The 26,992-nt window shown below is 71.8% G+C and carries 28 protein-coding genes; 11 read left to right on the plus strand and 17 right to left on the minus strand.

Going from position 1 to position 26,992, the window contains the following annotated elements; genetic code table 11:
- Nucleotides 1–100: 100 nt before the first annotated feature.
- Nucleotides 101–1,105, minus strand: coding sequence for an alcohol dehydrogenase catalytic domain-containing protein (locus AB0L59_RS03315; RefSeq protein ID WP_365578650.1), 1,005 nt, complete (start codon nt 1,103–1,105; stop codon nt 101–103).
- Nucleotides 1,102–2,259, minus strand: coding sequence for a mandelate racemase/muconate lactonizing enzyme family protein (locus AB0L59_RS03320; RefSeq protein ID WP_365578652.1), 1,158 nt, complete (start codon nt 2,257–2,259; stop codon nt 1,102–1,104). The genes AB0L59_RS03315 and AB0L59_RS03320 overlap by 4 nt, the downstream gene beginning before the upstream one ends.
- A 201-nt stretch (nt 2,260–2,460) precedes the next feature.
- Between AB0L59_RS03320 and AB0L59_RS03325 the strand changes: the two genes are divergently transcribed.
- Both AB0L59_RS03325 and AB0L59_RS03330 read left to right on the plus strand, forming a co-directional pair.
- On the plus strand, nt 2,461–3,381 hold the full coding sequence (locus AB0L59_RS03325; protein WP_365578654.1) for a hypothetical protein: 921 nt from the start codon (nt 2,461–2,463) through the stop codon (nt 3,379–3,381).
- Nucleotides 3,382–3,568: 187 nt separating this feature from the next.
- Nucleotides 3,569–4,720: a serine hydrolase domain-containing protein gene (locus AB0L59_RS03330; RefSeq protein ID WP_365578656.1), complete on the plus strand. Its 1,152-nt coding sequence runs from the start codon at nt 3,569–3,571 to the stop codon at nt 4,718–4,720.
- A 169-nt stretch (nt 4,721–4,889) separates the two neighbouring features.
- Here AB0L59_RS03330 and AB0L59_RS03335 read toward each other — a convergent pair whose 3' ends face one another.
- Nucleotides 4,890–5,309: an organic hydroperoxide resistance protein gene (locus AB0L59_RS03335; RefSeq protein ID WP_365578658.1), complete on the minus strand. Its 420-nt coding sequence runs from the start codon at nt 5,307–5,309 to the stop codon at nt 4,890–4,892.
- 108 nt (nt 5,310–5,417) lie between these two features.
- Nucleotides 5,418–6,452 carry an NADP-dependent oxidoreductase gene (locus tag AB0L59_RS03340; RefSeq protein ID WP_365578660.1) on the minus strand — a complete coding sequence of 345 codons (1,035 nt, stop codon included), beginning with the start codon at nt 6,450–6,452 and terminating at the stop codon, nt 5,418–5,420.
- 89 nt (nt 6,453–6,541) lie between these two features.
- Here AB0L59_RS03340 and AB0L59_RS03345 point away from each other — a divergent pair, with 89 nt between their 5' ends.
- The 3 genes from AB0L59_RS03345 to AB0L59_RS03355 are packed head-to-tail and all read left to right on the plus strand — an operon-like array spanning nt 6,542 to nt 8,436.
- Nucleotides 6,542–6,979: a MarR family transcriptional regulator gene (locus AB0L59_RS03345; protein ID WP_365578662.1), complete on the plus strand. Its 438-nt coding sequence runs from the start codon at nt 6,542–6,544 to the stop codon at nt 6,977–6,979.
- A 42-nt stretch (nt 6,980–7,021) separates the two neighbouring features.
- A complete protein-coding gene (locus AB0L59_RS03350) occupies nt 7,022–7,825 on the plus strand; it encodes an EI24 domain-containing protein (protein ID WP_365578664.1) in 804 nt (267 codons plus the stop codon).
- On the plus strand, nt 7,822–8,436 hold the full coding sequence (locus tag AB0L59_RS03355; RefSeq protein ID WP_365578666.1) for a LysE family transporter: 615 nt from the start codon (nt 7,822–7,824) through the stop codon (nt 8,434–8,436). Before AB0L59_RS03350 ends, AB0L59_RS03355 begins: the two co-directional genes overlap by 4 nt.
- A gap of 326 nt (nt 8,437–8,762) precedes the next feature.
- Here the strand turns inward: AB0L59_RS03355 and AB0L59_RS03360 are convergent, their stop codons facing one another.
- Nucleotides 8,763–9,326 carry a TetR/AcrR family transcriptional regulator gene (locus AB0L59_RS03360; RefSeq protein ID WP_365578668.1) on the minus strand — a complete coding sequence of 188 codons (564 nt, stop codon included), beginning with the start codon at nt 9,324–9,326 and terminating at the stop codon, nt 8,763–8,765.
- Between the two features lie 120 nt (nt 9,327–9,446).
- On the opposite strand from AB0L59_RS03360, the gene AB0L59_RS03365 reads away from it, so the two are divergent.
- A complete protein-coding gene (locus AB0L59_RS03365) occupies nt 9,447–11,888 on the plus strand; it encodes a glycoside hydrolase family 3 C-terminal domain-containing protein (protein ID WP_365578670.1) in 2,442 nt (813 codons plus the stop codon).
- Between the two features lie 241 nt (nt 11,889–12,129).
- Nucleotides 12,130–12,669 (plus strand): hypothetical protein, encoded by a 540-nt coding sequence (locus AB0L59_RS03370; RefSeq protein ID WP_365578672.1) that lies wholly within the window; start codon nt 12,130–12,132, stop codon nt 12,667–12,669.
- Here AB0L59_RS03370 and AB0L59_RS03375 read toward each other — a convergent pair.
- Nucleotides 12,666–13,646 (minus strand): aldose epimerase family protein, encoded by a 981-nt coding sequence (locus AB0L59_RS03375; RefSeq protein WP_365578674.1) that lies wholly within the window; start codon nt 13,644–13,646, stop codon nt 12,666–12,668. The two genes, AB0L59_RS03370 and AB0L59_RS03375, sit on opposite strands and share 4 nt — an antisense overlap.
- Nucleotides 13,647–13,672: 26 nt before the next feature.
- Nucleotides 13,673–14,563, minus strand: coding sequence for an SGNH/GDSL hydrolase family protein (locus AB0L59_RS03380; RefSeq protein ID WP_365578676.1), 891 nt, complete (start codon nt 14,561–14,563; stop codon nt 13,673–13,675).
- Between the two features lie 280 nt (nt 14,564–14,843).
- On the opposite strand from AB0L59_RS03380, the gene AB0L59_RS03385 reads away from it, so the two are divergent.
- Nucleotides 14,844–15,338 (plus strand): DUF3145 domain-containing protein, encoded by a 495-nt coding sequence (locus tag AB0L59_RS03385; protein ID WP_330340336.1) that lies wholly within the window; start codon nt 14,844–14,846, stop codon nt 15,336–15,338.
- A gap of 75 nt (nt 15,339–15,413) precedes the next feature.
- Here the strand turns inward: AB0L59_RS03385 and AB0L59_RS03390 are convergent, their stop codons facing one another.
- The 5 genes from AB0L59_RS03390 to AB0L59_RS03410 form a co-directional block, all read right to left on the minus strand.
- Nucleotides 15,414–16,709: a beta-ketoacyl-[acyl-carrier-protein] synthase family protein gene (locus AB0L59_RS03390; RefSeq protein ID WP_365578678.1), complete on the minus strand. Its 1,296-nt coding sequence runs from the start codon at nt 16,707–16,709 to the stop codon at nt 15,414–15,416.
- Between the two features lie 85 nt (nt 16,710–16,794).
- The gene (locus AB0L59_RS03395) at nt 16,795–17,043 is read right to left on the minus strand and encodes an acyl carrier protein (protein ID WP_361244522.1); all 249 of its coding nucleotides are present in this window, start codon (nt 17,041–17,043) and stop codon (nt 16,795–16,797) included.
- A 78-nt stretch (nt 17,044–17,121) separates the two neighbouring features.
- Nucleotides 17,122–18,153 (minus strand): ketoacyl-ACP synthase III, encoded by a 1,032-nt coding sequence (locus AB0L59_RS03400; protein WP_365578680.1) that lies wholly within the window; start codon nt 18,151–18,153, stop codon nt 17,122–17,124.
- A 10-nt stretch (nt 18,154–18,163) separates the two neighbouring features.
- A complete protein-coding gene (locus AB0L59_RS03405) occupies nt 18,164–19,096 on the minus strand; it encodes an ACP S-malonyltransferase (protein WP_365578682.1) in 933 nt (310 codons plus the stop codon).
- Nucleotides 19,097–19,185: 89 nt separating this feature from the next.
- Nucleotides 19,186–20,403: a helix-turn-helix domain-containing protein gene (locus AB0L59_RS03410; protein ID WP_365578684.1), complete on the minus strand. Its 1,218-nt coding sequence runs from the start codon at nt 20,401–20,403 to the stop codon at nt 19,186–19,188.
- 96 nt (nt 20,404–20,499) lie between these two features.
- Here AB0L59_RS03410 and AB0L59_RS03415 point away from each other — a divergent pair, with 96 nt between their 5' ends.
- On the plus strand, nt 20,500–21,153 hold the full coding sequence (locus AB0L59_RS03415; protein ID WP_365579495.1) for a pirin family protein: 654 nt from the start codon (nt 20,500–20,502) through the stop codon (nt 21,151–21,153).
- A gap of 83 nt (nt 21,154–21,236) precedes the next feature.
- On the opposite strand, the gene AB0L59_RS03420 is transcribed toward AB0L59_RS03415, so the two are convergent.
- Both AB0L59_RS03420 and AB0L59_RS03425 read right to left on the minus strand, forming a co-directional pair.
- Nucleotides 21,237–22,058 (minus strand): serine hydrolase domain-containing protein, encoded by an 822-nt coding sequence (locus AB0L59_RS03420; protein WP_365578686.1) that lies wholly within the window; start codon nt 22,056–22,058, stop codon nt 21,237–21,239.
- A gap of 19 nt (nt 22,059–22,077) precedes the next feature.
- Nucleotides 22,078–22,554 carry a GNAT family N-acetyltransferase gene (locus AB0L59_RS03425; protein ID WP_365578688.1) on the minus strand — a complete coding sequence of 159 codons (477 nt, stop codon included), beginning with the start codon at nt 22,552–22,554 and terminating at the stop codon, nt 22,078–22,080.
- A gap of 96 nt (nt 22,555–22,650) precedes the next feature.
- On the opposite strand from AB0L59_RS03425, the gene AB0L59_RS03430 reads away from it, so the two are divergent.
- On the plus strand, nt 22,651–23,115 hold the full coding sequence (locus AB0L59_RS03430) for a MerR family transcriptional regulator (protein ID WP_365578690.1): 465 nt from the start codon (nt 22,651–22,653) through the stop codon (nt 23,113–23,115).
- Nucleotides 23,112–24,128, plus strand: a complete 1,017-nt coding sequence (locus AB0L59_RS03435) for an aldo/keto reductase (protein ID WP_365578692.1) — start codon at nt 23,112–23,114, stop codon at nt 24,126–24,128. The genes AB0L59_RS03430 and AB0L59_RS03435 overlap by 4 nt, the downstream gene beginning before the upstream one ends.
- Before the next feature lies 1 nt (nt 24,129).
- On the opposite strand, the gene AB0L59_RS03440 is transcribed toward AB0L59_RS03435, so the two are convergent.
- The 3 genes from AB0L59_RS03440 to AB0L59_RS03450 form a co-directional block, all read right to left on the minus strand.
- Entirely contained in the window at nt 24,130–24,984 is an 855-nt protein-coding gene (locus AB0L59_RS03440; protein WP_365578694.1) for a DUF4429 domain-containing protein, read from the minus strand.
- A gap of 66 nt (nt 24,985–25,050) precedes the next feature.
- Nucleotides 25,051–26,268 (minus strand): alpha/beta hydrolase, encoded by a 1,218-nt coding sequence (locus AB0L59_RS03445; RefSeq protein ID WP_365578696.1) that lies wholly within the window; start codon nt 26,266–26,268, stop codon nt 25,051–25,053.
- A gap of 83 nt (nt 26,269–26,351) precedes the next feature.
- A complete protein-coding gene (locus tag AB0L59_RS03450) occupies nt 26,352–26,987 on the minus strand; it encodes a TetR family transcriptional regulator (RefSeq protein ID WP_365578698.1) in 636 nt (211 codons plus the stop codon).
- Nucleotides 26,988–26,992 lie beyond the last annotated feature (5 nt).

A 26,992-nucleotide genomic window follows, 5' to 3' on the forward strand; every position in this document is an offset into this window, starting at 1 on the left:
GCTCTGGGCGGAAAGCGGCCTGGGGGCGCTGCGGGAAAAACGGCCGTGGGGGTACGCCGGTCAGGGCGCCGTCAGGTCACCCCCTGACCGCCGTACACCGTCAGGGGCGGAGCAGCACCTTGCCCACCTTCGGATCGCCGGCCCCGACCAGCTCGATGGCCTGCGGGAACTCGGTCAGCGGCAGTTCGTGCGTGACCAGCGGCAGCGGATGCAGCAGCCCGGCGCCGAAGACCCGCACGGCGTGCGCCCAGGCGTCCGGCGGTGCCCCGAAGACGGTGCGCACCTCGAGCTGCCGTACGACGAGACCGGTCGGGTCGAGCCCGTCCGCGCCCGGCGCCGGGATCCCGGTCAGGACCAGCCGTCCGCCCCGCCGGAGCAGCGCGGCGGCGGTGCGTGCGGCGGAGGCCGAGCCGGCCGTCTCGATGACGACGTCGAAGTCGTCCGGGAGTCGCTGGTCCTTGAGCCGGAAGTCGGTCGCCCCGAACCGCCGGGACAGCGCTTCCCGGTCGTCTCCGGTGCCGACGACGAGCAGCTCCGCAGGTGACACCGCCTTCAGGAACTGCACGGCGAACATCCCGAGCGTTCCGGTGCCGACCACCGCGACCCGCTCGCCCGGCCGGGCACCCGCCTTCAGCGCGGCGGCCGCGATACAGGCGGCCGGCTCCAGCAGGGCGGCGGCGGTGAGGTCGGCGTCGTCCGGCAGCACGTGCAGCAGCCGGGCCGGCAGGGTCAGCGTGGCGGCCATGGCGCCCGGCTGGGTGAACCCGGTCTCCTCGTAGCCGCGGGTGCACAGGGTGGTCTCGCCGGCGTGGCAGCGGTCGCACACCTGGCAGTTGCGGAAACCCTCGCCGACGACCTTGCGCCCCACGAGCCCCTCCGGCACCCCGGCACCCACCCCGGCCACCGTCCCCGACCACTCGTGGCCGGGCGTGAGCGGGTAACGGACGTACCCCTCGGGCCGGTTGCCCTGGTACACCTCGCGGTCGCTGCCGCAGATGCCGACCGCGTGCACGGCCACCAGCGCCTCTCCGGGGCCGGGCTCGCGGGGCGTGTGCGCCACCGGCCGGTACCGGCCCGGGGCCTCGACGACGACGGCGGTGCTCACCTGGTTCCCTTCGGCCTGCGCTGCTCCCAGCCCTCGGCCCACAGGTCGAACCGGGCCTGCTGCTGCGGGAACTCGGCGGCGGCGTCGACGTCCAGCTCGACCCCGAGGCCGGGCGCGTCGGACAGGTGGAAGTACCCGTCCACGACCTGCGGCGCCCCCTTGACCACCTTCTTGATCTCCGCGTCGGCGAAGTCGTTGAAGTGCTCCAGGATCTTGAAGTTGGGTGAGGTGAAGCCGACCTGGAGGGAGGCGGCGGTGAGCACCGACCCGCCCACGTTGTGCGGGGCGACCAGCATGTAGTGCGTCTCGGCGGTCGCCGCGAGCTTCCGGGTCTCCCAGATGCCCCCGATGTGGCCGACGTCCGGCTGGACGATGTCCACGGCCTGGCTGTCGAACAGCTCGCGGAACTCGATCCGGTCGTGGATCCGCTCACCGGTGGCGACCGGGACGTCCACCTTGGCCGCGACCTTCTCCAGGGCCTTCAGGTTCTCCGGCGGAACCGGTTCCTCCAGCCAGGCCGGCTTGAAGGGGGCCATCTCCTTGGCCAGCCGGACGGCGGTGGCGGGGGAGAAGCGTCCGTGCATCTCGAGCATCAGCTCGGCCTCGGGGCCGATCGCGTCCCGTACCGCCTCGATGAGCGAGACGGCGTAAAGGGTCTCCCGGTGGTCCAGCTCGAAGTGCCCGGTGCCGAACGGGTCGATCTTCAGCGCCTGGTAACCGCGCTCCACGACCCCCTGGGCGGCCTTGTGATAGGCCTCCGGGGTTCGCTCGGTCGTGTACCACCCGTTGGCGTACGCCTTGACCCGGTCCGTCACCTTGCCGCCGAGCAGCTGCCACACCGGCACACCCAGCGCCTTGCCCTTGATGTCCCAGCAGGCCGTCTCGACGACCGCGATGCCGGACATCACGATCTCGCCCGCGCGGCCGTAGTCGCCGTACTTCATCCGGCGTACCAGATCCTCGACCGCGAACGGATCCGAGCCGAGGATGTGATTGGCCTCGGCCTCTCGCAAGTAGCCGATCAGCGCGTCGGTGTGACCGAGCATCCGGGTCTCACCGACTCCCGTGATGCCCTCGTCGGTGTGCACCTGGACGTAGGTCAGGTTGCGCCACGGCGTGCCGACCACGTGTGTGCTGATTCCGGTGATGCGCACAGCGGTTGCCCCTCAGCTGTTCGAAATTTCGTCACACGTTCGAAATGCTGGCGTGACAGTAAGGACGGGGTGGTCGGGGTGTCAATGGGTCGAACAGGTAACGGTTTCGGCAAGCCTTTCGGCAATTATTTCGCTGTTCCACGAAACCTTCACAGGCGCCCCTAGGAACGTTACCGGCGGGGAATCTAGTCTTCCGGCGTCATGGACTACTGCCACCCGTGCCAACGGCACCTCAACGGCGCCCTGGCCTGCCCCGGATGCGGAACTCCGGCGCGCGCGGCGGACGAACCGACGTACGCGCACGCGCAGGTGCACGCGGGCACGGGTGGGGTGCCGGGCCACGGCGGCCAGTCGCCCGCTGGAGCGGGGTACGACACCCCTCCCGGGGGTTACGGCGGGTACGAGACGCGCGTCCCCGCCCAGGGGAGCGGCGCACCTCAGGAGTGGGAAGCGGAATCCGGGGCCGGGTCCACGGCCGACCGCGAGCCCGGCCACGACGCCGAGCCCGAGGCCGACGGCGCCGCCGACGCCGAGCCCGGTGGCCGGGCCGCCCGGCGCAGGGCGCGCGGCGGTGCCATCGTGAGCCCCGCCGACGCCGACTCCAGCCGCCGTGACCGCAAGGCCGCCGCGCACCGGCGCCGGCGTCGCCGCGCCGTGCTGATCGCCGCGGGCTTCGTGCTGGCCGCGGGCGGCCTGAGCCTCGCCGAACTCGGCACGGACGCGCCGTTCGCGCCCTTCATCAGCGGACAGCCGGACCCGGCCGGCGGTGCCGCGGCCGACGGCGGCACGTCCTCGGCGTCCCCCGGCGCCACGGCCGACCCGGTCTCCGACACCTCCGGCGCCGGCCCCGGCGCGAGCGGCTCCGCCTCGCCGGACACCTCGGCCTCCGCGTCCGCCTCCAAGTCACCCAAGGACAAGCACTCCGCGTCCCCCGGTGCCACGGCCACCGACAAGGCGCAGCAGACCGCCACGACCGGCTCCGGCGCCACCCCGAAGGCCCCGGCGCCCCCTGCCACGTCCGAGCCGGCCGGCACCCCGACCAGCGCCCCGACGACCTCGGGCCCGTCGCCGACACCCTCGCCGAGCAAGACCTGCAAGCGTTTCCTGTGGTGGTGCAGCTGAGCCCGGCCGCGCAGGGGCTCGCCACCCCGCGCCATCCGCCGTCCGGGGCAGTGATGACACCCACGGGCGCCCGCGGCGGTTGAGTCGAACGGGTGCATCGCGCCGTACCGGTCTCGGGAACGCCCGACGAGGGAGGGGCGTTGTGCCGAGGGGGAGCAGCGAGCAGCGGCTCAGTCGAGGAGAGCGGATGACGCAGCAGACCAGCGTGCACGGCACGGCCGCCGAGGGTTTCGAGGCGGTGCGCGAGGAGTTCGCCGCCTTCGTCGCCGGAGAACGGGACGACTACGAAGGTCAGTTGTGCGCGTATGTGCACGGGCGGCGGGTCGTCGACCTGTGGGCGGGCGGGGAGGCGGACTCGCTGTACGGAGTCTTCTCGTCCACCAAGGGCGCCGCGCACCTGGTCGTCGCGCTCCTGGTGCAGGAGGGCACGCTCGAGCTGGACCGCAAGGTCACGTACTACTGGCCCGAGTTCGGTGCCGAGGGCAAGGGCGCGGTGACCCTGCGGGACCTGCTGGCGCACCGGGCCGGACTGGTCGGGATCGACGCCGGGTTCTCCGCGGAGGAGCTCGCCGACGACCGGGCGATGGCCGAACGGCTCGCCGACCAGAAGCCGTTCTGGCGCCCGGGGACGGCCTTCGGCTACCACGCGCTGGTGATCGGCGCGCTCACCGGAGAGGTGGTCCGCCGGGCCACGGGACACACACTTCAGGAGGTGTACGAGGAGCGGGTGCGCGCGCCGTACGGGACGGACTTCTTCCTGGGGCTGCCCGTCTCCGAGGAGCCCCGCTTCCGCTCCGTCCAGCCGATGCTCCCCACCCCTGAGCAGCAGGCGCTGCTGGACGCCCTGCCGAGCGGCCCGCACACGCTGAACTCGATCGCCTTCAACACCCACGTCCCGGATCCGGGCACGCTGCCCGAGTACGCCAACTCACGCCGCGTACGGGCCAGGGGACCGGCGTCGGCCGGCGGCGTCGCCTCCGCGCGCGGACTCGCCACGATGTACGCGGCGGCGATCAGCGAACTGGACGACCGGCCCCCGCTGCTGAAGCCGGACACGGTCGCCGAAGTGGGCCAGATCCAGTCCGTGGGCTACGACCTGGTGGCCCGCGCCCACAAGGCGTACGGCCTCGGCTTCCAGGCCACCGCCGACATGTGGCACCCGGTCCTCGGCGCGGGCACCTTCGGCCACAGCGGCGCAGGCGGCAGCCAGGCCTTCGCGGACCCGCGCAGCGGCCTGGCGTACGGCTACACACGCCGGCGGATGGCGTTTCCGGGCGGGGCGGCACCGGAGAACGACAGGTTCGTGCGCGTGGTGCACCGGGCGGCGACGGCGCTCTGAGGGGCGCGGGACCGTACCGATGTGCGGCTCCGCCGCATGGGCGCGTCCAGCCACGACGGACCCGCGGACAGACCCGCGGCCGAAGGGCGCACCGCACCCGGCAGCCGCACACCGCGGCAGCCGCACCCCACGTCCAAGGATGCGGCTGCCGATAACGCAACGACCGGTGTCAGACCAGCGTCACGGTGATGTTCCCCCGCGTCGCCTTCGAGTACGGGCACACCTGGTGGGCCTTCTCGACCAGCTCCCGGGCCACCTGGGCGGACACGTGGGGAATGCGGGCCGAGATCTCCACGATGATCCCGAACCCCTCGTCGTTCTTGCCGATGCCGACCTTCGCGGTGACGGTCGACCCGGAGACATCGGCCCCCTCGGCCCGGGCGACGACGCCCAGCGCTCCCTGGAAGCAAGCGGAGTATCCCGCGGCGAACAGCTGCTCCGGGTTGGTCCCCGATCCGCTGCCGCCCATCTCCTTGGGCGGGTTGACGACGACGTCGAGTCGGCCGTCGTCCGTGGCGACCCGGCCGTCCCGGCCGTTCTCGGCGGTGGCGACGGCGGTGTACAGGACGTCGGACTGCGTGATGGGCATGCGGTTGTCTTCCTCCTCGGCCCGCCCCGACTCGCGCCCACGATCGACGGCGGGATTCGGAAAGAAGTTACCGCATGCCGGAAACGGTGGGGAAGGCCTGTCCGGCCCTCAGAGCTTGACGATCATCTTGCCGATGTTGTCGCCGCGCAGCACCCCGAGGAACGCCTCCAGGGTGTTCTCGACGCCCTCGACGACCGTCTCGCGGTACTTCAGATCACCCGAGGCGACCCACGGGCCGACCTTCTGGACGAACTCCGGCTGCAGGTCGTAGTGGTCGCCGACCAGGAAGCCCTCGATGCGGCCCCGGGTCTGGATCAGCCGGGCGAGGTTCCTCGGGCCGGGCGCGGGCTCGGTGTTGTTGTAGACCGAGATCATGCCGCAGACGGCGATGCGGCCGCCCTCGCGGAGCGAGCCGATGGCGGCCTCCAGGTGGTCACCGCCCACGTTGTCGAAGTAGACGTCGATGCCGTCCGGCGCCGCCTCGCGCAACTGCTCGCTCACCGGGCCGTTCCTGTAGTTGAACGCGGCGTTGAAACCGTACTCCTCGACCAGCAGCTTGACCTTCTCGTCGGAGCCGGCCGAGCCGATGACCCGGGAGGCGCCGAGAAGCTTGGCGATCTGGCCGACCTCGCTGCCCACGGCACCCGCGGCGCCGGAGACGAAGACGATGTCGCCCTCCTTGAAGGAGGCGGTGCGCAGCAGGCCCGCGTAGGCGGTCAGGCCCGTCATGCCGAGGACGCCCAGGTAGGCCGACAGCGGCACGTCGTGGGCCTTGTCGTCGACCTTGACGGCCGGGACGACCGCCGGGCCCACCTTGACCGCGTTCTTCGCGTCGACGACCGCGTACTCGCGCCAGCCGAAGAAGTGCAGGACGTGGTCGCCGGCCTCGATGCCCTCGGCGTGGGAGGTGATCACCTCGCCGACCGCGCCGCCCTGCATGACCTTGCCCAGTTCGTAGGGGGCGGCGTACGACTTCGCGGCACTCATGCGGCCGCGCATGTACGGGTCCACGGAGAGGTACTTGTTCCGCACCAGCACCTGTCCCTCGCCCGGGGTCGGGACCGGCGTCTCGACGAGAGCGAAGTCCTCCGGCCTGGGCCAGCCGACGGGACGGCTGAGCAGATGCCACTCGCGGTTGATCATGACAGCGCCTTTCCTGAATACTTCAGAACCTGAAACAACCATGCGCTTCAATATTTCATGATGTCAAGTAAGCGGGTATCCTGGTGTGTATGGCCCCACCACCGAAGACCCACCGCCCCGACGCCCTGACGATGGAGGTCGTCGAGCTCATCGGAGACGTCGTGGCCCGCTTCTACGCGGACTACGAGGAAGCCGCGGGCGAGCACGCGCTGACCGGACCGCAGGCCCGGCTCCTCAGCCTGCTCTCGGTGGAACCGCTGCCGATGCGGAAGCTCGCGCAGAGGCTGAAGTGCGAGCCGTCGAACGTCACGGGCATAGTCGACCGGCTGGAGTCCCGGGGTCTGGTCGAGCGCCGCCCCGACCCGGACGACCGCCGGGTGAAGGTGGCCGCCGCCACCGGCGAGGGCCTGACCGTCGCCCGTGACCTGCGCGAGGGCCTCCACTTCGCCCGCGAGCCCCTAGCCGGCCTCTCGGACGCCGAACGCCGCTCCCTGCGCGACCTGCTGCGCCGGATGCTGACGGACTGAGAACCGGGCGCCGTACGTACGATCATCGGTAAAGTGCCCGCCATGCGCGATCTTGGGGCGGGGCTCGGTTATCTGCTGAAGGGCCAGCGCTGGATGGCCCGGCACGGCCGCAGTTACGGTTTCGGGCTGCTGCCCGGGCTGATCACTCTGGTCCTCTACGCGGCGGCGCTGGTCGCGCTCGCGGTGTGGGGCGAGGACGCGGTCACCTGGGCGACGCCCTTCGCGGACGACTGGTCCAGTCCCTGGCAGGGCCTGTTCCGCGGCCTTCTGACGGCCGTCCTGTTCGCGCTCGGCCTGCTGCTGGCCGTGCTGACGTTCACGGCGGTCACCCTGCTGATCGGCCAGCCCTTCTACGAGAACCTGTCGGCGAACGTCGACGCCGATGTCTCGCCCGACGGCACCGCCCCGCAGCCGGACCGGCCCTTCTGGCGCGAGCTGTGGATCTCGGCCCGGGACAGCCTGCGCGTCCTGGTGCGGGCCGCGCTGTGGGGCGTGCTGCTCTTCGCCCTGGGCTTCCTGCCGTTCGTCGGGCAGACCGTCGTGCCCGTGATCGGCTTCTTCGTCACCGGGTTCTTCCTCTCCGAGGAACTGACCGCCGTGGCCCTGCAGCGCCGGGGCGTCGAACTACGCGCCCGGCTGGCCCTGCTCCGCTCCCGCAAGGCCCTGGCCTGGGGCTTCGGTACGCCCCTCGGCCTGGCCTTCCTGGTCCCGTTCGTCGCGGTGTTCCTGATGCCGGGCGCGGTCGCGGGCGCCACGCTCCTCGCCCGCGACCTGCTCGGCGAGGAGACCGCCGACGACGACTCCGCTCCCGACGGGGAGCGCCGACCGGAGGACGTCACCCCGTGACCCAGATACTCGCCGTCGCCGTCATCACCGTCCTCGCCGTCGTCGCGCCCGGAGCCGACTTCGCCATGATCGTCCGCAACAGCTATCTGTACGGCCGCCGCACCGGCCTGCTCGCCGCAACGGGCGTCGCCGCGGGCGTCCTGGTCCACGTCACCTACACCCTGCTCGGCGTCGGCCTGCTGATCGCCTCCTCCACCGCCCTGTTCACAGTGATCAAGCTGGTCGGCGCGGCCTATCTCGTCTACGCCGGCATCCGCACCTACCGCACCCGCGGCGAGCTGAAGATCGACCTGGAGGACCGGCGTGAACTGACCCCGTTCGCGGCGTTGCGCACCGGCTTCCTCACCAACGTCCTCAACCCGAAGACCACCCTCTTCGTCGTGTCCACCTTCGCCCAGGTAGTCAGCCCCGAGACCCCGCTGTATCAGCAGGTCGGCTACGGCCTGTTCATGTCGCTGGCCCACCTGTCGTGGTTCGGGGTGGTCGCCGCGTTCTTCTCGCAGGCCCGGATGCGGGCCCTGATGCTGCGCGCCCAGAAGGTCCTCAACAAGGTCATCGGCTCGGTCCTGGCCGGCCTCGGCATCAGCCTCGCGCTCGCGCCGTCGCACTGAGCGCCCCGCGCCCGGCGTACGGCGTCGGGTGTCCGGGTTCCGCTCGGCGTGGGATCCCTTCCGCCGCCTCTCGCAGGGCCGCCACGAAGGCGCGTGCCGCCGGGGTCGGTGATCACTATGCTCGCCGGACCCGAGGCGCTCACCGCCGTCGCCGGCACCTGACGGACATCGGAAAGCTCGACGAACGCGGTTCGGTGCGGCGGGAGTTCCGCACGGGGACACCGCCGACGAGCATGACCTTCGAGGTCCCGCGTCTGTTCCGCCCCGAGGCGCCGGTGGAGGCGGAAGTCGTGGCGGCCGTACCAGCCGCGTGAGAAGAGCCGTCGTCAGTCCACCGGCTCGCCCAGCAGCCGCAGGAAGTCCCGGAACGCCCCCGGCATGTCCACCGACTCCGGGTCCAGCAGCCACTGGTACTGCAGCCCGTCCATCACCGCGACCAGCAGCGGAGCGGACCGCTCGGGGGTGAGGCCGTTCGGCAGGCGGTCGCCGTACCCGGCGCGCAGGGCCGTCGTCATGGACTCCCGCACCCGGGCGTACCGCTCGGTGAAATACCCCCGTGCCGGATGCCCCTCCGTCACGCTCTCCCCGAGCAGGGCCGAGAAGGTCTGGATGATCGCCGGCCGCATCGCGTTGTACTCCACCAGCGAGGCCAGCAGATCCACCCGCCACCGGGTGTCCGGCACCGCGTCCCACCGGTCCCGCTCCTGCAGGACGGCCACCAACAGGGCGTCCTTGGTGGGGAAGTGGTGCAGCAGGCCCTGCTGGGTGAGGCCGACGCGCTCGGCGACCGCGGCCAGGCTCGCCCCCCGGTAACCGCGCTCGGCGATCACCTCCAGGGCCGCCCCGACGATCTCAGCGCGCCGCTCCTCGCTCCTGACCCTCGCGTTCATGTCCTCAACCTACGGCATCCCCATCCCCGAAATATAACGGCAAGATAACGAAACCTACCGTTCTACAGGTACCGGATGCACGATGGAGGCACCAGCACCGGACAACGAGGAGGCACCGCGATGGCGGGATCCCAGCCCACCCCGGCCGACACGGCCCGCGAGGCGGTCGTCGAGGCCGCTCTCGGCACGCTCGACCTGGCTGCCAAGACGCGGCTGCTGGCCGGTCAGGACATGTGGACCCTGCCCGCCCTGCCGGAGATCGGCCTGAAGTCCCTCGTCATGTCCGACGGTCCGATCGGCGTCCGGGGCGTGCGCTGGACCGCCGACGACCCCTCCGTCGCCCTGCCCTCGCCGACCGCGCTCGCCGCCACCTGGGACCCCGAACTCGCCCGCCGCGCAGGGGTGCTGCTCGCCCAGGAGGCCCGCCGCAAGGGCGTCCATGTGCTGCTCGCGCCCACGGTCAACCTGCACCGCTCCCCGCTCGGCGGCCGGCACTTCGAGTGCTACAGCGAGGACCCGTACCTGACCGGCGTGATGGGCACCGGTTACGTCTGCGGCGTGCAGTCCGGAGGAGTCGGCACCACCGTCAAGCACTTCGTCGCCAACGACGCCGAGACCGACCGCCTCACCGTGAACAACCTGGTCCCCGAACGCGCCCTGCGCGAGCTGTACCTGGCCCCCTTCGAGGCCATCGTCGAGAACGCCCACCCGTGGGGCATCATGACCGCCTACAACACGGTCAACGGCACCACCATGACCGAACACCACCACCTGGTCGGCGAAGTCCTGCGCGGCGAATGGGGCTTCGACGGCTTCAACGTCTCCGACTGGATGGCCGCCCGGGACACGGTCGGCGCCATCGAGGGCGGCCTGGACGTGGCCATGCCCGGGCCGCGGACCGTGTACGGCGAAGCCCTCGCGCAGGCCGTCCGGGACGGCGAGGTCGCCGAGGCCACCGTCGACGCGGCCGTACGGCGCGTGCTGCGGCTGGCGGCCCGCGTCGGCATCCTGGAGGGAGCCGAACCCGTCGTGCCGGAACCCCCGGCCCCGGTGGACGGCGAGGCGCTGGCCCGCGAGATCGCCCGCCGCTCCTTCGTCCTCGTCCGCAACGAGAACGCCGCCCTGCCCCTGAAGCCGGGCGGCACGGTGGCCCTGATCGGCGCCGCGGCCCGCGACGCCCGCGTCCTCGGCGGCGGCTCCGCCACCGTCTTCCCGGCCCGGATCGTCTCCCCGCTCGACGGTCTCACCGCCGCCCTTGCCGAGGGCACGCTCAGCTATGCCGTCGGCGCCGACCCGGCCACCGAACTCGCCGTGGCCGGACGGGGTTTCAGCCTCCAGGCCGTCTGCCGGGACGCGGCGGGCGAGGTCATCGGCACCCGGTCCGCCCCCAACGGACTGATCCAGTGGATGGGATCGGACCTCCCCGACGGCGTCACCCACGACCGCCTGCACACCGTGGAGCTCACCGGCACCTTCACCCCGCGCGTGTCCGGTCCGCACACCCTCGGCATCAGGGGCATGGGCGCCTTCACCCTCACCGTCGACGGCACGACGTACTTCGACGACGTGCAGCGCCCCGACAAGGACGACCCCTTCGAGGCCTTCTTCGGCGCCCCCGTGCCCCGCGCCCAGGCCGAACTCACCGCCGGCGAACCGGTCGACGTCTCCCTCACCCACGTCGTCCGGCTCCCCGACGCCATCCCGATGAAGGTCGTCACCTTCGCGCTCGCCCACGCGGAGCCGCAGCGCGACCCCGACGAGCTGATCGCCGAGGCGATCGAGGCGGCACGGAGCGCCGACACGGCCGTCGTCATGGTCGCCACCACCGACCGCGTCGAGTCCGAGGGCTTCGACCGTACGGACCTCAGGCTGCCCGGCCGTCAGGACGACCTGGTCCGCGCGGTCGCCGCCGCCAACCCGAACACCGTGGTCGTGGTCAACTCCGGCTCGCCGGTGGAGCTGCCCTGGCGCGACCGGGTCGCCGCCGTCCTGCTCAGCTGGTTCCCCGGCCAGGAGGGGGGCGCCGCCCTCGCCGACGTCCTCACCGGCGCCCACGAGCCCGGCGGCCGGCTCCCCACCACCTGGGGCTCCCTCGCCGACGCCCCGGTCACCCGGGTCACCCCCATCGACGGTGAACTTCCCTATTCCGAAGGAGTCTTCATCGGTTACCGCGCCTGGGAGAAGGAGGGCCGCACCCCGGCGTACCCCTTCGGCCACGGCCTCGGATACACCGACTGGACCTACGAGTCCCTGGACGTCGACGGCACCACCGTGCGCATCCGCCTGAGCAACACGGGCGGGCGACCCGGCCGCGAGGTCGTCCAGGTCTACGTCTGCCCGGCCCAGCCCGACCCCCAGCGCCCGGCCCGCCTGCTCGCCGGCTTCGCCGCCGCCGAGGCCGGTCCCGGCGAGAGCGTAGAGGTGACCATCGCCCTGCCGCGCCGGGCCTTCGAGATCTGGGACGAGAAGGCGAACGGGTGGGCGTTTGTGAAGGGTTCGTACGAGATCGCTGTCGGACGCTCGATCACGGACCGCAGGCTCACCACGCCGATTAACGTCTGATCCGGGACAAGTCCCCCACGAGCAGCCCCGGTCCGGGACCTGACCCCTGGACCGGGGCTCGTCGTCTCCCGCTGCGTATACACGGGCACAGCACGGGGGAGAGACAGACATCGTGTATCCAGGCCGGCAGCCACCGCCGGGACCGTACGGGCCGCCGCGGTATCAGCAGCCGTATCCGCAGCAGCCCTACCCCGCGCAGCAGTCCCCCCACCCGCCCGCGCCGCACGTGGGCGAGGGACGGATGCGGCTGGACCCCCGCCTCACCCCGGCCCAGCGGGAGCCGGCGCTGAAGATCCAGGCGAAGGCCGAGCCCATGGCCTACGGGATGGTCCTCGGCATCCCGCTCACCTTCGACGGTGCCCACTTCGGCATCACCCGCCAGCCCCTCGGATTCGTCGCCGCGCTCGCCGGGCTCGGCCTGCTGGTCCTGCTCTCCCTCGCCGCGGCCGGCTGGCTGCTCTACGAGGGCGCCGACCGGGGCGCGTACGGCAACTCCCTCGGCTTCGGCGCGCTGATGCCGGTCGCCGCCCTGCCCTTCGGCATGGCACTGGCCGCCGTGACGACCTTCCCGCAGCTGCTCCAGGTGATTCCGGCCGGCGCGAAGGTCGGCCGGAGCCTGTACTCGATCATCTTCGTGCTGGCGACGACGGTGACGGGGGAGGGGATCAAGGGGCACGAGGCCGGACCGGTCGTGGCCGGCGGTGCGACGCTGCTCATCTGCGGCGGGGCGATGGCCCCGCCGGGCAAGGCGGCGAAGGGGATGCGGGACGAGACTCCCTAGACGTGCCCGAACCCGTACACCGTCTCCGACCGGAACACCTCCCCCGGCCGCAGCACCGTACTCGGGAAGTCCGGTCGGTTCGGGGAGTCCGGGAAGTGCTGGGTCTCCAGGGCGATGCCGGCGACCGGGGCGAACGGCTCCGGCAGATGGTCGGCGGTGTAGAGCTGGAGGCCCGGCTCGGTGGTGGCGATGGTCAGGGTCCGGCCGGAGGCCGGGTCGTGGAGCTCGGCGACCTCCTCCGGGGCGCCGGTCACGCCCTTGTCCAGGACGAAGTTGTGGTCGTAACCCGAACCGACCTTGCGGGAGGCTCGGAAGTCGAACCGGGAGCCGGTCACGTCCTCCCGGGCGCCCGTCGGGATCAGGTCCGCGTCGACCGGGGTGAAGCGGGAGGCGGCGAGCCGCAGTTTCTGCCCGCCCGCGTGGCCCGAGCCGGCCAGGTTGAAGTAGCCGTGGTGGGTGAGGTTGATCACCGTCGGCGCGTCCGTGACCGCCTCGTACGCGATCCGCAGCGCACCGGAGGCGTCCAGCGTGTACGTCGCCGACACCTCCAGCCGCCCGGGAAAGCCCTCCTCCCCGTGCGGGCTCACCCGGTGCAGCCGCACCCCGTGCGCCGCGTCTTCGAGGGCTTCCGCCGCCCAGACCCGCTTGTCGAAGCCGCGGGCCCCGCCGTGCAGGGAGTTCGGGCCGCTGTTCCGCTCCAGGGCGTAGACCGCGCCGTCCAGCGGGAAGCGGGCCTGCGCGATCCGGTTGGCGTACCGTCCGACCAGGGCACCGAAGTACGGCTCCGGGTGGGCGAGATAGCCGTCGAGGCCCGCGAAGCCCAGCACCACGTTCGCCGTCCGGCCCTCCCGGTCCGGCACCTCGACCGACCGCACGATCCCGCCGTACGTCAGGATCTCCACCCGTGTCCCGGCGCGCTCCAGCGTCCAGCGGTGGACCTCGGTGCCGTCGGAAAGTGTGCCGAAAAGTTCGCTCATGTGAAAAACCCTAGGCGATCGGTTCCTCACGCGACCGGATCGGCCGCGGTGATCGTCCGGTACGCGATCGCCGCGAGCCGCGCCTGGCCGTCCTTGCTGGGGTGGAACCAGTCCCAGCGGCTGAGCTGGTCGGTGCCGAAGCGGTAGTCGTAGACCGCGTTGCCGTCGAAGCGGCAGCGGCGGTCCTTGGCGCAGACCTCCTGCAGCACCTTGTTGTACTCCACCACCCGCTGCTGCACCCGGTCCCGGCGCACCGTGGCGGCGCCGGTCAGGTCGTCCGCGTCGGACAGCATCGACGGGCAGATGCCGAGCTTCCACACCTCCCTGCCCAGCGGATTGGTCCGCCCCTCGGACCACAGCCGCTTCAGGTTCGGCACGCTCGCCACGTACACCTGCGTCTTCGGTGAGGCCGCGCGCAGCGTGTGCAGGGCCTCCTCGAAGTCCGCGCGGAAGTCGGCCACCGAGGTCATCGCCCGCGCCGAGGACCGGCAGGCGTCGTTCGCGCCCACCATCACCGTCACCAGCGCCGGGTCGCGCTCCGCCGCCTGGGACATCTGCTCCGGCAGATCCGCCATCCGGGCGCCCGTCACCGCGTAGTTCCAGCTGCGCTCCGCCGCGCCCGCGGCCCCGAGCAACCGCACCGCCAGGCTGTCGACCTCCGAGTCGCTGCCCGTCGCCCAGGACACCTCCGGGCAGTCCGACAGCACCGTGCACGCGTCGAAGCCGCGCGTGATGGAGTCACCGACCGCGGCGATCGATTCCGGGCTGCGGTTCCACAGCGGCGCGGGTCTGGCGGCGCGCGCCTTGCTGCCCTCGGGCGCGGGCGAACCGTCCCCGGTGTCGCAGCCGGCGACGCCCAGCACGGCGGCCGCCACGACGGCGAGAGCGGCCCGCGCCCGGCTGCTTCGCTTCCGCATCCCCTGGTGATCCCCTCGTCGTCGGATCCGCTCGTCGTCGAATCCGATGTTTCCGGTGCTTCCTCCATAACAACGTGCGAGGGTTCCCGACCGGGCGCCTTGGAACGGAGCACCCCCGTACAAGCGTCCCCCTGGGTGAATGGCGGAGGTTTCCTGGCAGCGGGACCGACGGTACGTCACACTCCTTGCACCGCCGCAGGGTAGCCTCGCCATCAACGCGGCCGTCGCGCCACAGCCGCCAGCCAGTCAGCAAGATGTCCCGCTCTGCCCGGAGGTTCCGGTGACGACACGTGGAGTTCTGTACGTGCACTCCGCGCCGCGCGCGCTGTGCCCGCACGTCGAGTGGGCCGTCGCCGGGGTGCTCGGCACGCGCGTCAGCCTCGACTGGATCCGGCAGCCCGCGGCCCCCGGCACCTGGCGCTCGGAGTTCTCCTGGCAGGGCGAGGCCGGCACGGCCTCCAAGCTCGCCTCCGCACTGCGCGGCTGGCACCTGCTGCGCTTCGAGGTCACCGCCGAGCCCTGCCCGACCGCGGAGGGCGAGCGCTACAGCTGCACCCCCGACCTCGGCATCTTCCACGCCGTCACCGGCATCCACGGCGACATCCTCATCCCCGAGGACCGCCTGCGCGCGGCGCTGACCAGGTCTCAGCGCGGGGAAACCGACCTGGAGGCCGAGATCGCCAAGCTCCTGGGCAAGCCGTGGGACGACGAGCTGGAGCCCTTCCGGTACGCGGGAGAGGGCGCACCGGTGCGCTGGCTGCACCAGGTGGTGTGAGTCTCCGTACCCGGGCTCGAGTCCGGGCACGGGAAAGGGCCCCTGCCGTTCGGCAGGGGCCCTTCACGCGCGTTCTCAGACGCTGCGGAACGCCAGCACCACGTTGTGCCCACCGAAGCCGAACGAGTCGTTCAGCGCGGCGATACGGCCCTCGACGGGCAGCTTGCGGGCCTCGCCCCGGACGACGTCGGCGTTGGCCTCCGCCTCGGGGTCGATGTGCTCGATGTTGATGGTCGGCGGCGCCACCCGGTGGTACAGCGCGAGCACGGTCGCGACGGACTCCACGCCGCCGGCGCCACCGAGGAGGTGACCCGTCATCGACTTGGTCGCGGAGACCGCCATGTGGTCCGCGTCGTCGCCGAACACCTTCCGCAGCGCCTTCAGCTCGGCGATGTCACCGGCCGGCGTCGACGTGGCGTGCGCGTTGACGTGCACGATCTCGGCCGGGTCCAGGCCGGTGTTGTCCAGCAGGTTCTGCAGCGCGTGCGAGATGCCGCGGCCCTCGGGCTCCGGCTGCACGATGTCGTGGCTGTCGGCGGAGATGCCCTGCCCGACGGCCTCCGCGTACACCCGCGCCCCGCGCTTCGCGGCGTGCTCGGCGGACTCCAGGACGAGCACGCCGGCGCCCTCACCGAGGACGAAGCCGTCGCGGTCGACGTCGTAGGGACGCGAGGCGCCCTGCGGGTTCTCGTTGTTCTTGGACATCGCCATCATGTTGCCGAACGCGGCGATCGGCAGCGGGTGGATGGCCGCCTCCGTACCGCCGGCGACCACGACGTCGGCACGGCCGGTACGGATCATCTCGATGGCGTAGCCGATGGCCTCGGCGCCCGACGCGCACGCGGAGACCGGCGTGTGCACGCCCGCACGGGCACCCACGAGGAGGCCCACGTTGGCCGAGGGGCTGTTCGGCATCAGCATGGGGACGGTGTGCGGGGAGACGCGGCGGACGCCCTTCTCCCGGAGCACGTCGTACTGGTCGAGCAGCGTGGTCACGCCACCGATGCCGGAGGCGATGACCGCGCCCAGCCGGTCCGGGTCGACGCTGCCCGCCGCGTCAGCGGCTGAGGTCGCGCTTTCACCGGCCTTGCCGGTGAAGCCCGCGTCCTTCCAGGCCTCCTGAGCGGCGATCAGCGCGAACTGCGCGGAACGGTCCAGCTTGCGGGCCTGCGGCCGCGGGATGACCTCGATGGGCTCCACGGCGACCGGGGCCGCGATACGGACGGCCTGCTCGGCCGCCCAGTCCTGCTCCAGGGGCTTGACGCCGGACTTGCCGGCGATCAGACCTTCCCAGGTCGAGGCTGCGTCGCCACCCAGCGGTGTGGTTGCGCCGATACCGGTGACGACCACGGTGCGATTGGTCGGGCTCACGGGAATTCTTTCTCCAACGGATGCGGGATTCTACGGCGCCACCGCCGGGTGGCGGGGCCTTGCAGCCTGGGGCCTAAGGGGTGGCTCAGGCCTGGTGCTTGAGGATGTAGTCGGTCGCGTCACCGACGGTCTTGAGGTTCTTGACGTCCTCGTCCGGGATCTTCACGTCGAAGCGCTCCTCGGCGGCGACGACGACCTCGACCATGGACAGCGAGTCGACGTCCAGGTCGTCGGTGAAGGACTTGTCCAACTGGACGTCCTCAACCGGGATGCCAGCGATCTCGTTAACGATGTCGGCGAGACCCTTGACGATCTCTTCCTGAGTGGCGGCCATGTCGGCGCTCCTTCTTGATGTTCAGACGGTTTGTGGCAATTGCTGCCGTGCCCGATCGCAAGATCCGGCACGGAGTGCCTAGGGGAGGGTAACGACCGTGGCGGCGTAGACGAGACCCGCCCCGAATCCGATGACGAGCGCGGTGTCGCCGCTCTTCGCCTCCCCGGTCGCCAGGAGCCGCTCCATCGCGAGCGGAATCGAGGCGGCCGAGGTGTTGCCGGTGGTGCGGATGTCCCGGGCGACCGTGACATGCTCCGGCAGTTTGAGAGTCTTCACCATCGAGTCGATGATCCGCACGTTGGCCTGGTGCGGGATGAAGACGTCCAGGTCGTCCGGGCTGATCCCGGCCGCGTCCAGCGCCTGCTGGGCGACCTTCGCCATCTCGAACACGGCCCAGCGGAACACCGCCTGGCCCTCCTGCGTGATCGCGGGGAACTTGACGTTGCCCTCGGCGTCCAGCGGCAGCTCTGAGACGTCACCGAGCCGGAACCGGTCCCACGGGACGGTCTGCTTGATGGTCCCGGCCTTGTCGCCCTCGGAGCCCCACACGGTCGGGCCGATCGCCGGCTCCTGCGAGGGACCGACGACGACCGCGCCGGCGCCGTCGCCGAACAGGAAGGCCGTGGCCCGGTCCTCCAGGTCGGTCAGGTCGCTGAGCCGCTCCACGCCGATGACGAGCACGTACTCGGCGGAACCCTCCACCACCATGCCCTTGGCGAGGGTCAGGCCGTAGCCGAAGCCCGCGCAGCCGGCCGAGATGTCGAAGGCGGCGGCCCTGTCGGTGCCCAGCTTGTCGGCGATCTCGGTCGCGACGGCCGGGGTCTGGCTGAAGTGCGAGACCGTGGAGACGACCACGGCACCGATCTGCTCGGCGCCGATGCCGGCGTCCGCGATCGCCTTGCCGGAGGCCTCGATCGCCATCGCGGCCACGGTCTCGTCCGGACCGGCCCAGTGCCGGGTCTCGATGCCGGACCGCGAGCGGATCCACTCGTCGGACGAGTCGATCTTCTCGAGGATCACCTCGTTGGGCACCACCCGCGTCGGCCGGTAGCCGCCGACACCGAGGATGCGCGCATACGGGGCGCCCTTGCTGGGCTTGATCTTCGCCATCTACGGCTCCTTAGGCACCGGCGCCGGCGTGCTCGGCGATGAGCTCGCGGGCCGCGTCGAGGTCGTCGGGGGTCTTCAGGGCCAGCGTCGTGACGCCGGGCAGCGCCCGCTTGGCCAGGCCGGTCAGCGTGCCGCCCGGGCACACCTCGATGAGCGCGGTGACGCCCAGCTCCTTGAAGGTCTCCATGCACAGGTCCCAGCGCACGGGGTTGGCGACCTGGCCGACCAGTCGCTCGAGCACCTCGGTGCCCGTCGCGACGGCCCGGCCGTCCTTGTTGGAGACGTAACGGACCTTCGGGTCGGCCGGCACCAGCTCCGCGGCGGCCTTGGCCAGCGTCTCCACGGCGGGAGCCATGTGGCGGGTGTGGAAGGCGCCGGCGACCTTCAGCGCGATGACCTTGCGGACGCCCTCGGGCTTGTCCTCGTTCAGCGCGGCCAGCTGCTCCAGGGTGCCCGCGGCGACGATCTGGCCGGCGCCGTTGATGTTCGCCGGGGTCAGGCCCAGCTTCTCCAGGTGCGCCACGGAGGTCTCGGGGTCGCCGCCGAGCAGCGCCGCCATGCCGGTCTCGGTGATCGCGGCGGCGTCGGCCATCGCCAGACCCCGCTTGCGCACCAGGCCGAGCGCGTCGGTGTCGTCCAGGACGCCGGCGAAGGCGGCGGCGGTGATCTCGCCGACGCTGTGACCGGCGACGGCGCCCGGGGCGATCTCGGCGATGTCACCGAGTGCCGCGGCGGACAGGATCCCGGCGGCGACCAGCAGCGGCTGGGCCACCGCGGTGTCGCGGATGGCGTCGGCGTCGGCCTGGGTGCCGTAGTGGACCAGGTCCAGCCCGATGGCGTCCGACCACGCGGCGACGCGGTCCGCGGCACCGGGGAGGTCGAGCCAGGGAGTCAGGAAGCCGGGCGTCTGGGCGCCCTGGCCGGGAGCGACGAGTACGAGCACTCTCACACTCTCTCTTGGGGACGGCCGGAGCCGCCCGTGAGGACAGGGACGAAGAACACGAAGGGCTTTTGTGGGCCTCCGACAAAACCCTATGCGGGGGTCTCGCCGTCGGCCAGACGCCCCAGGATGAGCGCGATCCGCAGTGTGAACGCGGATCGTACATCCGAAGGTGACCATCCGGTGACGTCAGTCACACGTCGGAGCCGGTAGCGCACGGTGTTCGGGTGAACGAAGAGCATGCGGGCCGCGCCTTCGAGACTGCTCGCCTGCTCGAGATAGACACTCAGGGTTTCCAGCAGCGCGGAACCCGCTTCCTCCAGCGGTCTGTAGATCTCCTCCACCAGTTGCTCGCGGGCGCTCGGATCACCGGCGATCGCGCGCTCCGGCAGCAGATCGTCCGCCAGCACCGGACGCGGCGCGTCCTGCCAGGCGGAACACGCCTTCAGGCCCGCCGCGGCGGCCTGCGCGGACCGGGTGGCGGCCAGCAGATCCGAGACGACGGGCCCCGCGACGACGGGTCCGGCGGCAAAGGGCCCGATCAGCGACTTGGCGACGGCGAGCGGATGGGGGCTGCCCCCGGCGATGACGACGAGCCGGTCCCCGAGGACGCCGGTGAGCACCTGGAGCTTGGCATGCCGCGCGGCCCGCCGGATGGCCTCGACGGTCAGCTCGCTGTCCCCGTCGGGCGCGGTGCCCAGCACGACGCACACATGGTCGGGCGAGTTCCACCCCAGCGCGGCGGCCCGGCTGACGGCCCCCTCGTCCGCCTCCCCGCTCAGCACGGCGTTGACGACCAGCGACTCCAGCCGCGCGTCCCAGGCACCGCGTGCCTCGGCCGCCTGCGCGTACACCTGGGCGGTGGCGAAGGCGATCTCCCGCGCGTACACGAGCAGCGCCTCGCGCAGCACCCCCTCGTCCCCGGGCGCCGCGACCTCGTCGATCGCGCTCTCCATGACCTCGATGGTGGTCCGCACCATCTCCACGGTCTGCCGCAGCGTGATGGCCCGGGTCAGCTCGCGCGGCGCCGTCCCGAACACGTCGGTGGAGATCGCCTGAGGGGCGTCCGGGTGCCGGAACCACTCGGTGAAGGCGGCGATGCCCGCCTGGGCCACGAGCCCGATCCAGGAACGGTTCTCCGGCGGCATGGCCCGGTACCACGGCAGGGTCTCGTCCATCCGCGCGATGGCCTGGGCGGCGAGCGACCCGGAGGACTTCTCCAGCCGTTTCAGGGTCGCGGCGTGCGGGTGGATGTCGTGTGCGTGGGGACCGGCGTGCGGATCACTGTTGCGGGATTCGGGTTCGGGCACGGGGACAAGACTGCCTTATCCGGACGCCGACGTGCGCCGCCGGGTCGGGGGTCCGGGCCCTGCGCGGCCGGCGGCCGGTCTACGGTGGTGCGCGTGATGGAGGTACGGCGCGCCGGTGAGCGCTACCCAGGGGGCGACCCGGAGTCCGGGATCGAGTCGTGGCACGCCTTTTCCTTCGGGCCGCACTACGACCCCGACAACCTGCGCTTCGGCGCGGTGATCGCCTGCAACGAGGAGCGGCTCGCGCCCGGCGCCGGTTTCGGCGAACACCCGCACAGCCACACCGAGATCGTCACCTGGGTCGTCGAGGGCGAGCTGACGCACCGCGACTCCACGGGCCACGAGACGAAGGTCCGCCCCGGTGACGTCCAACACCTCAGCGCGGCGGCGGGCGTCCGCCACGTGGAGCGCAACGACGGGGCGTCGCCGCTCACCTTCCTCCAGATGTGGCTGGCCCCGCGGGACCCTGGCGGGGAGCCGTCGTACGAGATCATCCCGGGGATAGCCGACTCCACGCCGTACGCCGTCCCCGAGGCCGGCGCGATGCTGCACGTACGCCGGCTGACGACGGGAGAGCGGACTGCTGTGCCCGAGGCGGCGTACGTGTACGTGCACGTGGTGTGTGGTGCCGTCCGGCTGGCCGGCGAGGAGCTGGGCGCGGGGGACTCGGCGCGGATCACCGGGGCGGAGGGTGTGGAGGCGGAGGCGGTCGCGTCGGCCGAGGTGCTGCTGTGGGAGATGGGGGCGTAGGAGGGCCGTCGTTCGTCCGCGGGTCCGTCGTGGCCGGCCGCGCGGTTCCGCCCGCCCCCGACGGGGCGCGGCGGCGCCCGGCCTCAGCCCCGTCGCTCCCCGAGCACCGCATCCGTGAACACCGGCCACGCCTCGATCGCCCAGGGACCGAACGCCCTGTCGGTCAGGGCGGCACAGGCCATCCCCGCATCCGGGTCGATCCACAGGAACGTACCCGACTGCCCGAAGTGCCCGAAGGTGCGCGGCGACGACGAACGTCCCGTCCAGTGGGGCGACTTGGAGTTCCGGATCTCGAAGCCCAGCCCCCAGTCGTTCGGGTTCTGGTGCCCGTACCCCGGCAGCACCCCCTTCGTCCCCGGGTACTGCACGCTCATCGCCTCCGCGACCGTCCGCGGATCCAGCAGCCGCGGCGCCTGCACCTCTGCCGCGAACCGCAGCAGGTCGGCCACCGTGGACACGCCGTCCTTCGCGGGAGAGCCCTCCAGAGAGGTCGACGTCATGCCCAGCGGCTCCAGGACCGCCTGCCGCGCATACTCCGCGAACGGAATGTCCGTCGCCTTGGCGATGTGGTCCCCGAGCTGCTCGAACCCGGCGTTGGAGTACAGACGGCGCTCCCCGGGAGGTGCCGTCACCCGGTGCTCGTCGAAGGCCAGCCCGGAGGTGTGGGCGAGGAGGTGGCGGACGGTCGAGCCGGGCGGTCCGGCCGGCTCGTCCAGTTCGATCGCGCCCTCCTCGTACGCGACCAGCGCCGCGAACGCCGCCAGCGGCTTGGTGACCGAGGCGAGCGGAAAGCGGTGTCCGACGGGGCCGTGCGTCCCGAGGACGGTCCCGTCGGCTCGTACGACGCCCGCCGCGGCGGTGGGGACGGGCCAGTTCTCGATCGACGCCAGGCTGTTCAACGACATGGTGCCGAGCCTATGCGGCTCACAGCAGCAGCCGCATCGACGGGTCCGGGTCCCGCTCGAAGCCGAGCGAGGCGTACAGCGGCTCGGCCTCCGGGGAGGCGTTCAGCAGCACATGCCCCGCCCCACGCTCCCGGAACCAGGCCAGCAGCTCCTCCATGCACGCGCGCGCGTACCCGCGGCGCCGGGCGTCCGGGGCGGTCGCCACGCTGAACACGTGCCCGACCCGCCCGTGCGGATTGCCGGCCTTCCCGATCCGGTACTCCAGCGTCCCGGCCACCAGCGCGGCCAGCGCCCCCGGCCGGTCCGGATGGTCCATGACGAAGGCGGCGAAGTCCCCGTCCGGCTCGGCCAGCCGCCCGCGCAGCGTCGGCAGCGACTCGGCATGCCAGTCCGCCGACGCGGCACCGGTCCGGCTCCACAGAGCGTCGATCATCACCTGGCGCAAGCGCAGCAGTTCCTCGGCATCCTCGGGCAGGGCCCGGCGTGCAAGACTCATGTGCCGCACGCTAATCACCCGCCACGGCCCGCGTCTGCGGATTTCTTACCGAATCCGCTTGCTTGGAGTGCACTCCAACCCCATAGCGTGGGGGCCATGACGGTGATGCAGACCACGCCAGCGGACACCGAGCGAACGGCCCCCGCCGACATCTGCGCCGCCCCACCCAGACGCCATCCGCGCCCCGACGGCGAGGACCGCTACACCATCAGCGAGGTCGTCGCGTTCACCGGCCTGACCGCGCACACCCTGCGCTGGTACGAGCGGATCGGCCTGATGCCGCACGTCGACCGCTCGCACACCGGTCAGCGGCGCTACAGCAACCGCGACCTGGACTGGCTGGACTTCGTGACCAAGCTGCGGCTGACCGGGATGCCGGTGGCGGACATGGTGCGGTACGCGGAGCTGGTCCGGGAGGGCGAGAGCACCTATGCGGAGCGGCAGGCCCTGCTGGAGTCGACCCGCCGGGACGTCCTGAACAGGATCGCCGAACTGCGGGACACGCTCGCCGTACTCGACCGAAAGATCAGTTTCTACGCGATGGAGGGGACCACGCGATGACCGACGCCAGGATTCCGACCGTACGGCTCGGCGAGGAAGGGCCGGAGGTCGGCGTACAGGGCCTCGGCTGCATGGGCATGAGCTTCGCGTACGGCCCCACGGACGCCGGCCAGGCGCGCGCCGCGCTGGAGCGGGCGCTCGAGCTGGGCGTGACGCTGTACGACACGGCGGACGCCTACGGTGACGGGGACAACGAGCGGTTCCTGTCCCCGTTCTTCAAGGCGCACCGGGACGAGGTGGTCATCGCCACCAAGTTCGCCCTGTCGATCCCGAAGGACGACCCGACCAGGCGGATCATCCGCAACGACGCGCCGTACATCCGCGAGGCCGTCGAGGCCAGCCTGAAGCGGCTCGACGTCGACGTGATCGACCTCTACTACATGCACCGCCGCGACCCGGACGTCCCCGTCGAGGAGACGGTCGGCACGATGGCGGAACTGGTCCGCGAGGGGAAGGTCAAGCACCTCGGGCTGAGCGAGATCACCGCCGACGAGCTGCGCGTCGCGCACGCGGTGCACCCGATCGCGGCGGTGCAGTCGGAGTGGTCCCTGTTCAGCCGGGACATCGAGGCGAAGGTCGTACCGGCCGCGCGGGACCTGGGCGTCGCCCTGGTGCCGTACTCGCCGCTCGGCCGCGGCTTCCTCACCGGCTCCTTCACCAACGCCGAAACAGAGCTCTCGGCCGACGACTTCCGCCGCCAGCAGCCCCGCTTCACCGGCGCCAACGCCGCCGCCAACGCCGCCCTTTTGGAGCCGCTCCGCGCCATCGCCGGGGCCCACGACGCCACGCTCGGCCAGATCGCCCTGGCCTGGGTGCAGCAGCGCGCCACGCTGGACACGCTCCCGGTCGTGCCGATCCCGGGCACCCGCAAGCCGAACCGGGTGGAGGAGAACGTGGCGGCGACGGCGATCGTCCTGACCGACGAGGAACTGGCCCTGCTGGAACCGATCGCGGGCAAGGTGGCGGGCACCCGCTACGCGGACATGTCGTTCACGTCCGCGGGCAGGGAGTAGGTCAGAGCTCCGCCAGCAGCTCCGCCTTCTTGTAGGAGAACTCCTCATCGGTGACCAGTCCGGCCTGGTGCAACTCCCCGAGATGGCGGATCCGTTCGGCGATGTCCGCCGGGTCGCGCCGTGACGGGGCCGGTGCCGCGGGCACCGGCCCCCGCACGCGTACGGCGGCCAGGACCGCCGCGGCGAACGGCAGCGACTCGTGCACCGGCCCGTACCCCAGCCCGAAGACGACGGAGGCCGGGTCCTGGTCGGCCTGTACGGCCGGCGCGGAATCAGCGGAGCGCCGCACCAGTGTGAGGTGCCCCTCGAACACCTCCGGCGACCGCCACTCCACCCCGCTCAGCTCCGAGACCGGAAAGCTCTGGTCGCCGGCCTTCCACTTCGCCGAGGAGGCCCCCGTCCACGACCAGCGGAACTGCACGGACTCCCCGTCGAAGGACGCCTTCCCGTCGTACGCCTTGAACGACATCGGCGCCTCGGGCACCGGCACCAGGAACCGCTCGGCCGGCCCGGCCCCGGACTCGGCCAGCAGTCCCTTCAGTTCGTCGGCGTAGTACTCGGCGAGCGTCTCCCGCTCGGCCGGCAGCACCAGCCGGTACGGATCGGAGCCCTCCTTCAGCTGCCCGGCCGCCGCCTCCATCAGCGGATCGGCGCCGGGGCGGGGCAGCAGCCGCAGCACGACGGTGCCGCGCCTGCCCGGGCTGAGCGTCACGCCCTCCACCGCCGACAGCGGTATCCGCCGCTCTCCAAGTGCCTGGAACAGCTTCGGTGTTCGAATCCCCCGTTCGTAACGGATGAGCACGGAGTCGGATTCGAACTCCCAGACGGCATGAAATCCCGCCAGTACGTCACCCATGCGGCTCATCGTATGCGGCACGTGCTCCTCCGTCGCCACCCGCGCAGACCGCACTTCCTGCTGTTTCTACGCGCGTCCGGCCGTGGTAGTGCCGGGCACACCGGCCCGGCACGTGTCGTTCTCGCGGGCGCACGTCACCGCGCCGTACGCGCCGACGGCCACGTCGGCGAGGTTGCGCAGGCTGTCCGTGCCCGGCTGGAAATAGCCGGCATGGCCCTGTGCGTCCCGGGCGGACAGCACGCGCGCGCCGAACGCCGAGGACACCGGGTCGGCGCCGTGCCCGAGTCCGCCGAGCTCCAGGTACGGCACGTCCTGGATCCAGTCGGTGGCGTCCCGCATGGCCCACACCCGGGCCCCGGTGCCCAGGTGGGAGGCGCTGGAGACCCGCATGCCGGGGCTCGCGGCCACCGCTATGTCGGTCACCCGGCGGGGCATGGCGTGCGCGGCGACGCCGCAGACCACGGAGCCGTAGCTGTGGCAGACCATCGTCACCGGGGCCCGGCCGGGCAGGCCGCCCAGCAGGGCGTTCAGCCGTACGGCGCCATCCTCGGCGCGCAGCCCCGTGGCCGCGTCCACGCCGAGTCCGTCGGGGGCGGTGTAGTCGGCCCAGGCGATCACGGCCGTCCGGGTCATGGGGCTCTGCGTGCGCTCCGCCGCGTACAGCGCCTTGGCCATGCCGACCGGTGCCGTGTACTGGCGGGAGGTCTTCTGGAAGGTGAGCAGATCGGTGTCGACGCCGGGGACGACGACCGAGATCCGCTGTGCCTCGTTCAGGTTCCCGAACACCTCGGCGATGCGGCCCGAGCCCTCGGGGTCGAAGGCGAGGATCTGGCGGCCGGGGGTCAGCAGGGACTCGTAGCGGTGCATACGACGGCCCGCGTCCTGGTGTCCGGCCGCGCTCAGCCGGCTGTCGTGCATGCGCTTCTTCTCGACCTTGCGCTGCTGGTCCAGCGCGATGTGGTTGGCGCGGTAGCGCAGGGCGACGGGCGCGCCGTTCATGTTGCCGACCGCGAGCGGGTAGCGGTGGGCGAGCCGGCCCTGGTCCTCGGGGCTGAGGGAGGTGAAGAAACGGCTGAGCCGGGCCGGTGCGGCCGCGGGGTCCGGCAGGTGGAGGCCGTGGATGCTGCCGTGCCGCCACTTGGCGAGCGAGGCCTGCAGTGCGGTCGACTCCCGGTGGGCGTGCAGGGCGGTCCAGCCGGTTGTCGCGAGCATCACGAACACCACGGCCAGCGCCAGTAGTGCGCGCCAGACGTTCAGTTGCGGGGAGGTGTCGAAGGAAGTCACTGGGAGGACACACTAGGAGAACGAGAGGGTCTCGGGGTAACCGAGTGACAGGTATCACGTTTCGTCAGACGTCGAACGCGTTGTCAACGATCTTCTGCGGAGCCCCAGTTCCCGGTCAGTGCCGAACTCACCTGATCGAGGTAGGACGCGGTGAGTTGACGCATCGCCTCCAGGCTGAAGTCGTCACCCGTGCACCACTGCCGTTCGGTGACCCTCATCACTCCGCCGAACACGGCCACGGCCAGCCGCGGCCGCGGGTCGGCGTCCACGTCCACGCCCTCGCGCTCGGCCAGCAGCCGCGCGATGCGCTCCTCCGTGGCCGCCGAGCGCAGCAGGTGGGCGGCGAGCAGCGCGGGCGTCGACTCGATCGTCCGGTACATGCGCAGATACAGCTCGACCGGAACGGCCGACTCGACGGTCTCGCGGATCCCGTCCCAGCCCTCCAGGACCGCCTGCCGCAGGGCCTCCAGCGGCGCCTCGCGGGCGGGCCGCGCCCGTACGGCGGCCACGAAGTGCTCCTCGGTCACGCTCTGGACCGCGAAGGCCACGTCCTCCTTGCCGGCGAAGTAGCGGAAGAAGGTGCGCTGCGAGACGTCGACTGCCTCGACGATCTCGTCCACGGTCGTCTGCTCGTACCCCTGGGTCGTGAAGAGCTCCAGAGCGGCCCGCAGCAGCGCCTCCCGGGTGCGCTGTTTCTTCCGTTCGCGCAGCGTTTCCATAGGTG

The organism is Streptomyces sp. NPDC052109 (assembly GCF_040680195.1).
Taxonomy (GTDB): domain Bacteria; phylum Actinomycetota; class Actinomycetes; order Streptomycetales; family Streptomycetaceae; genus Streptomyces.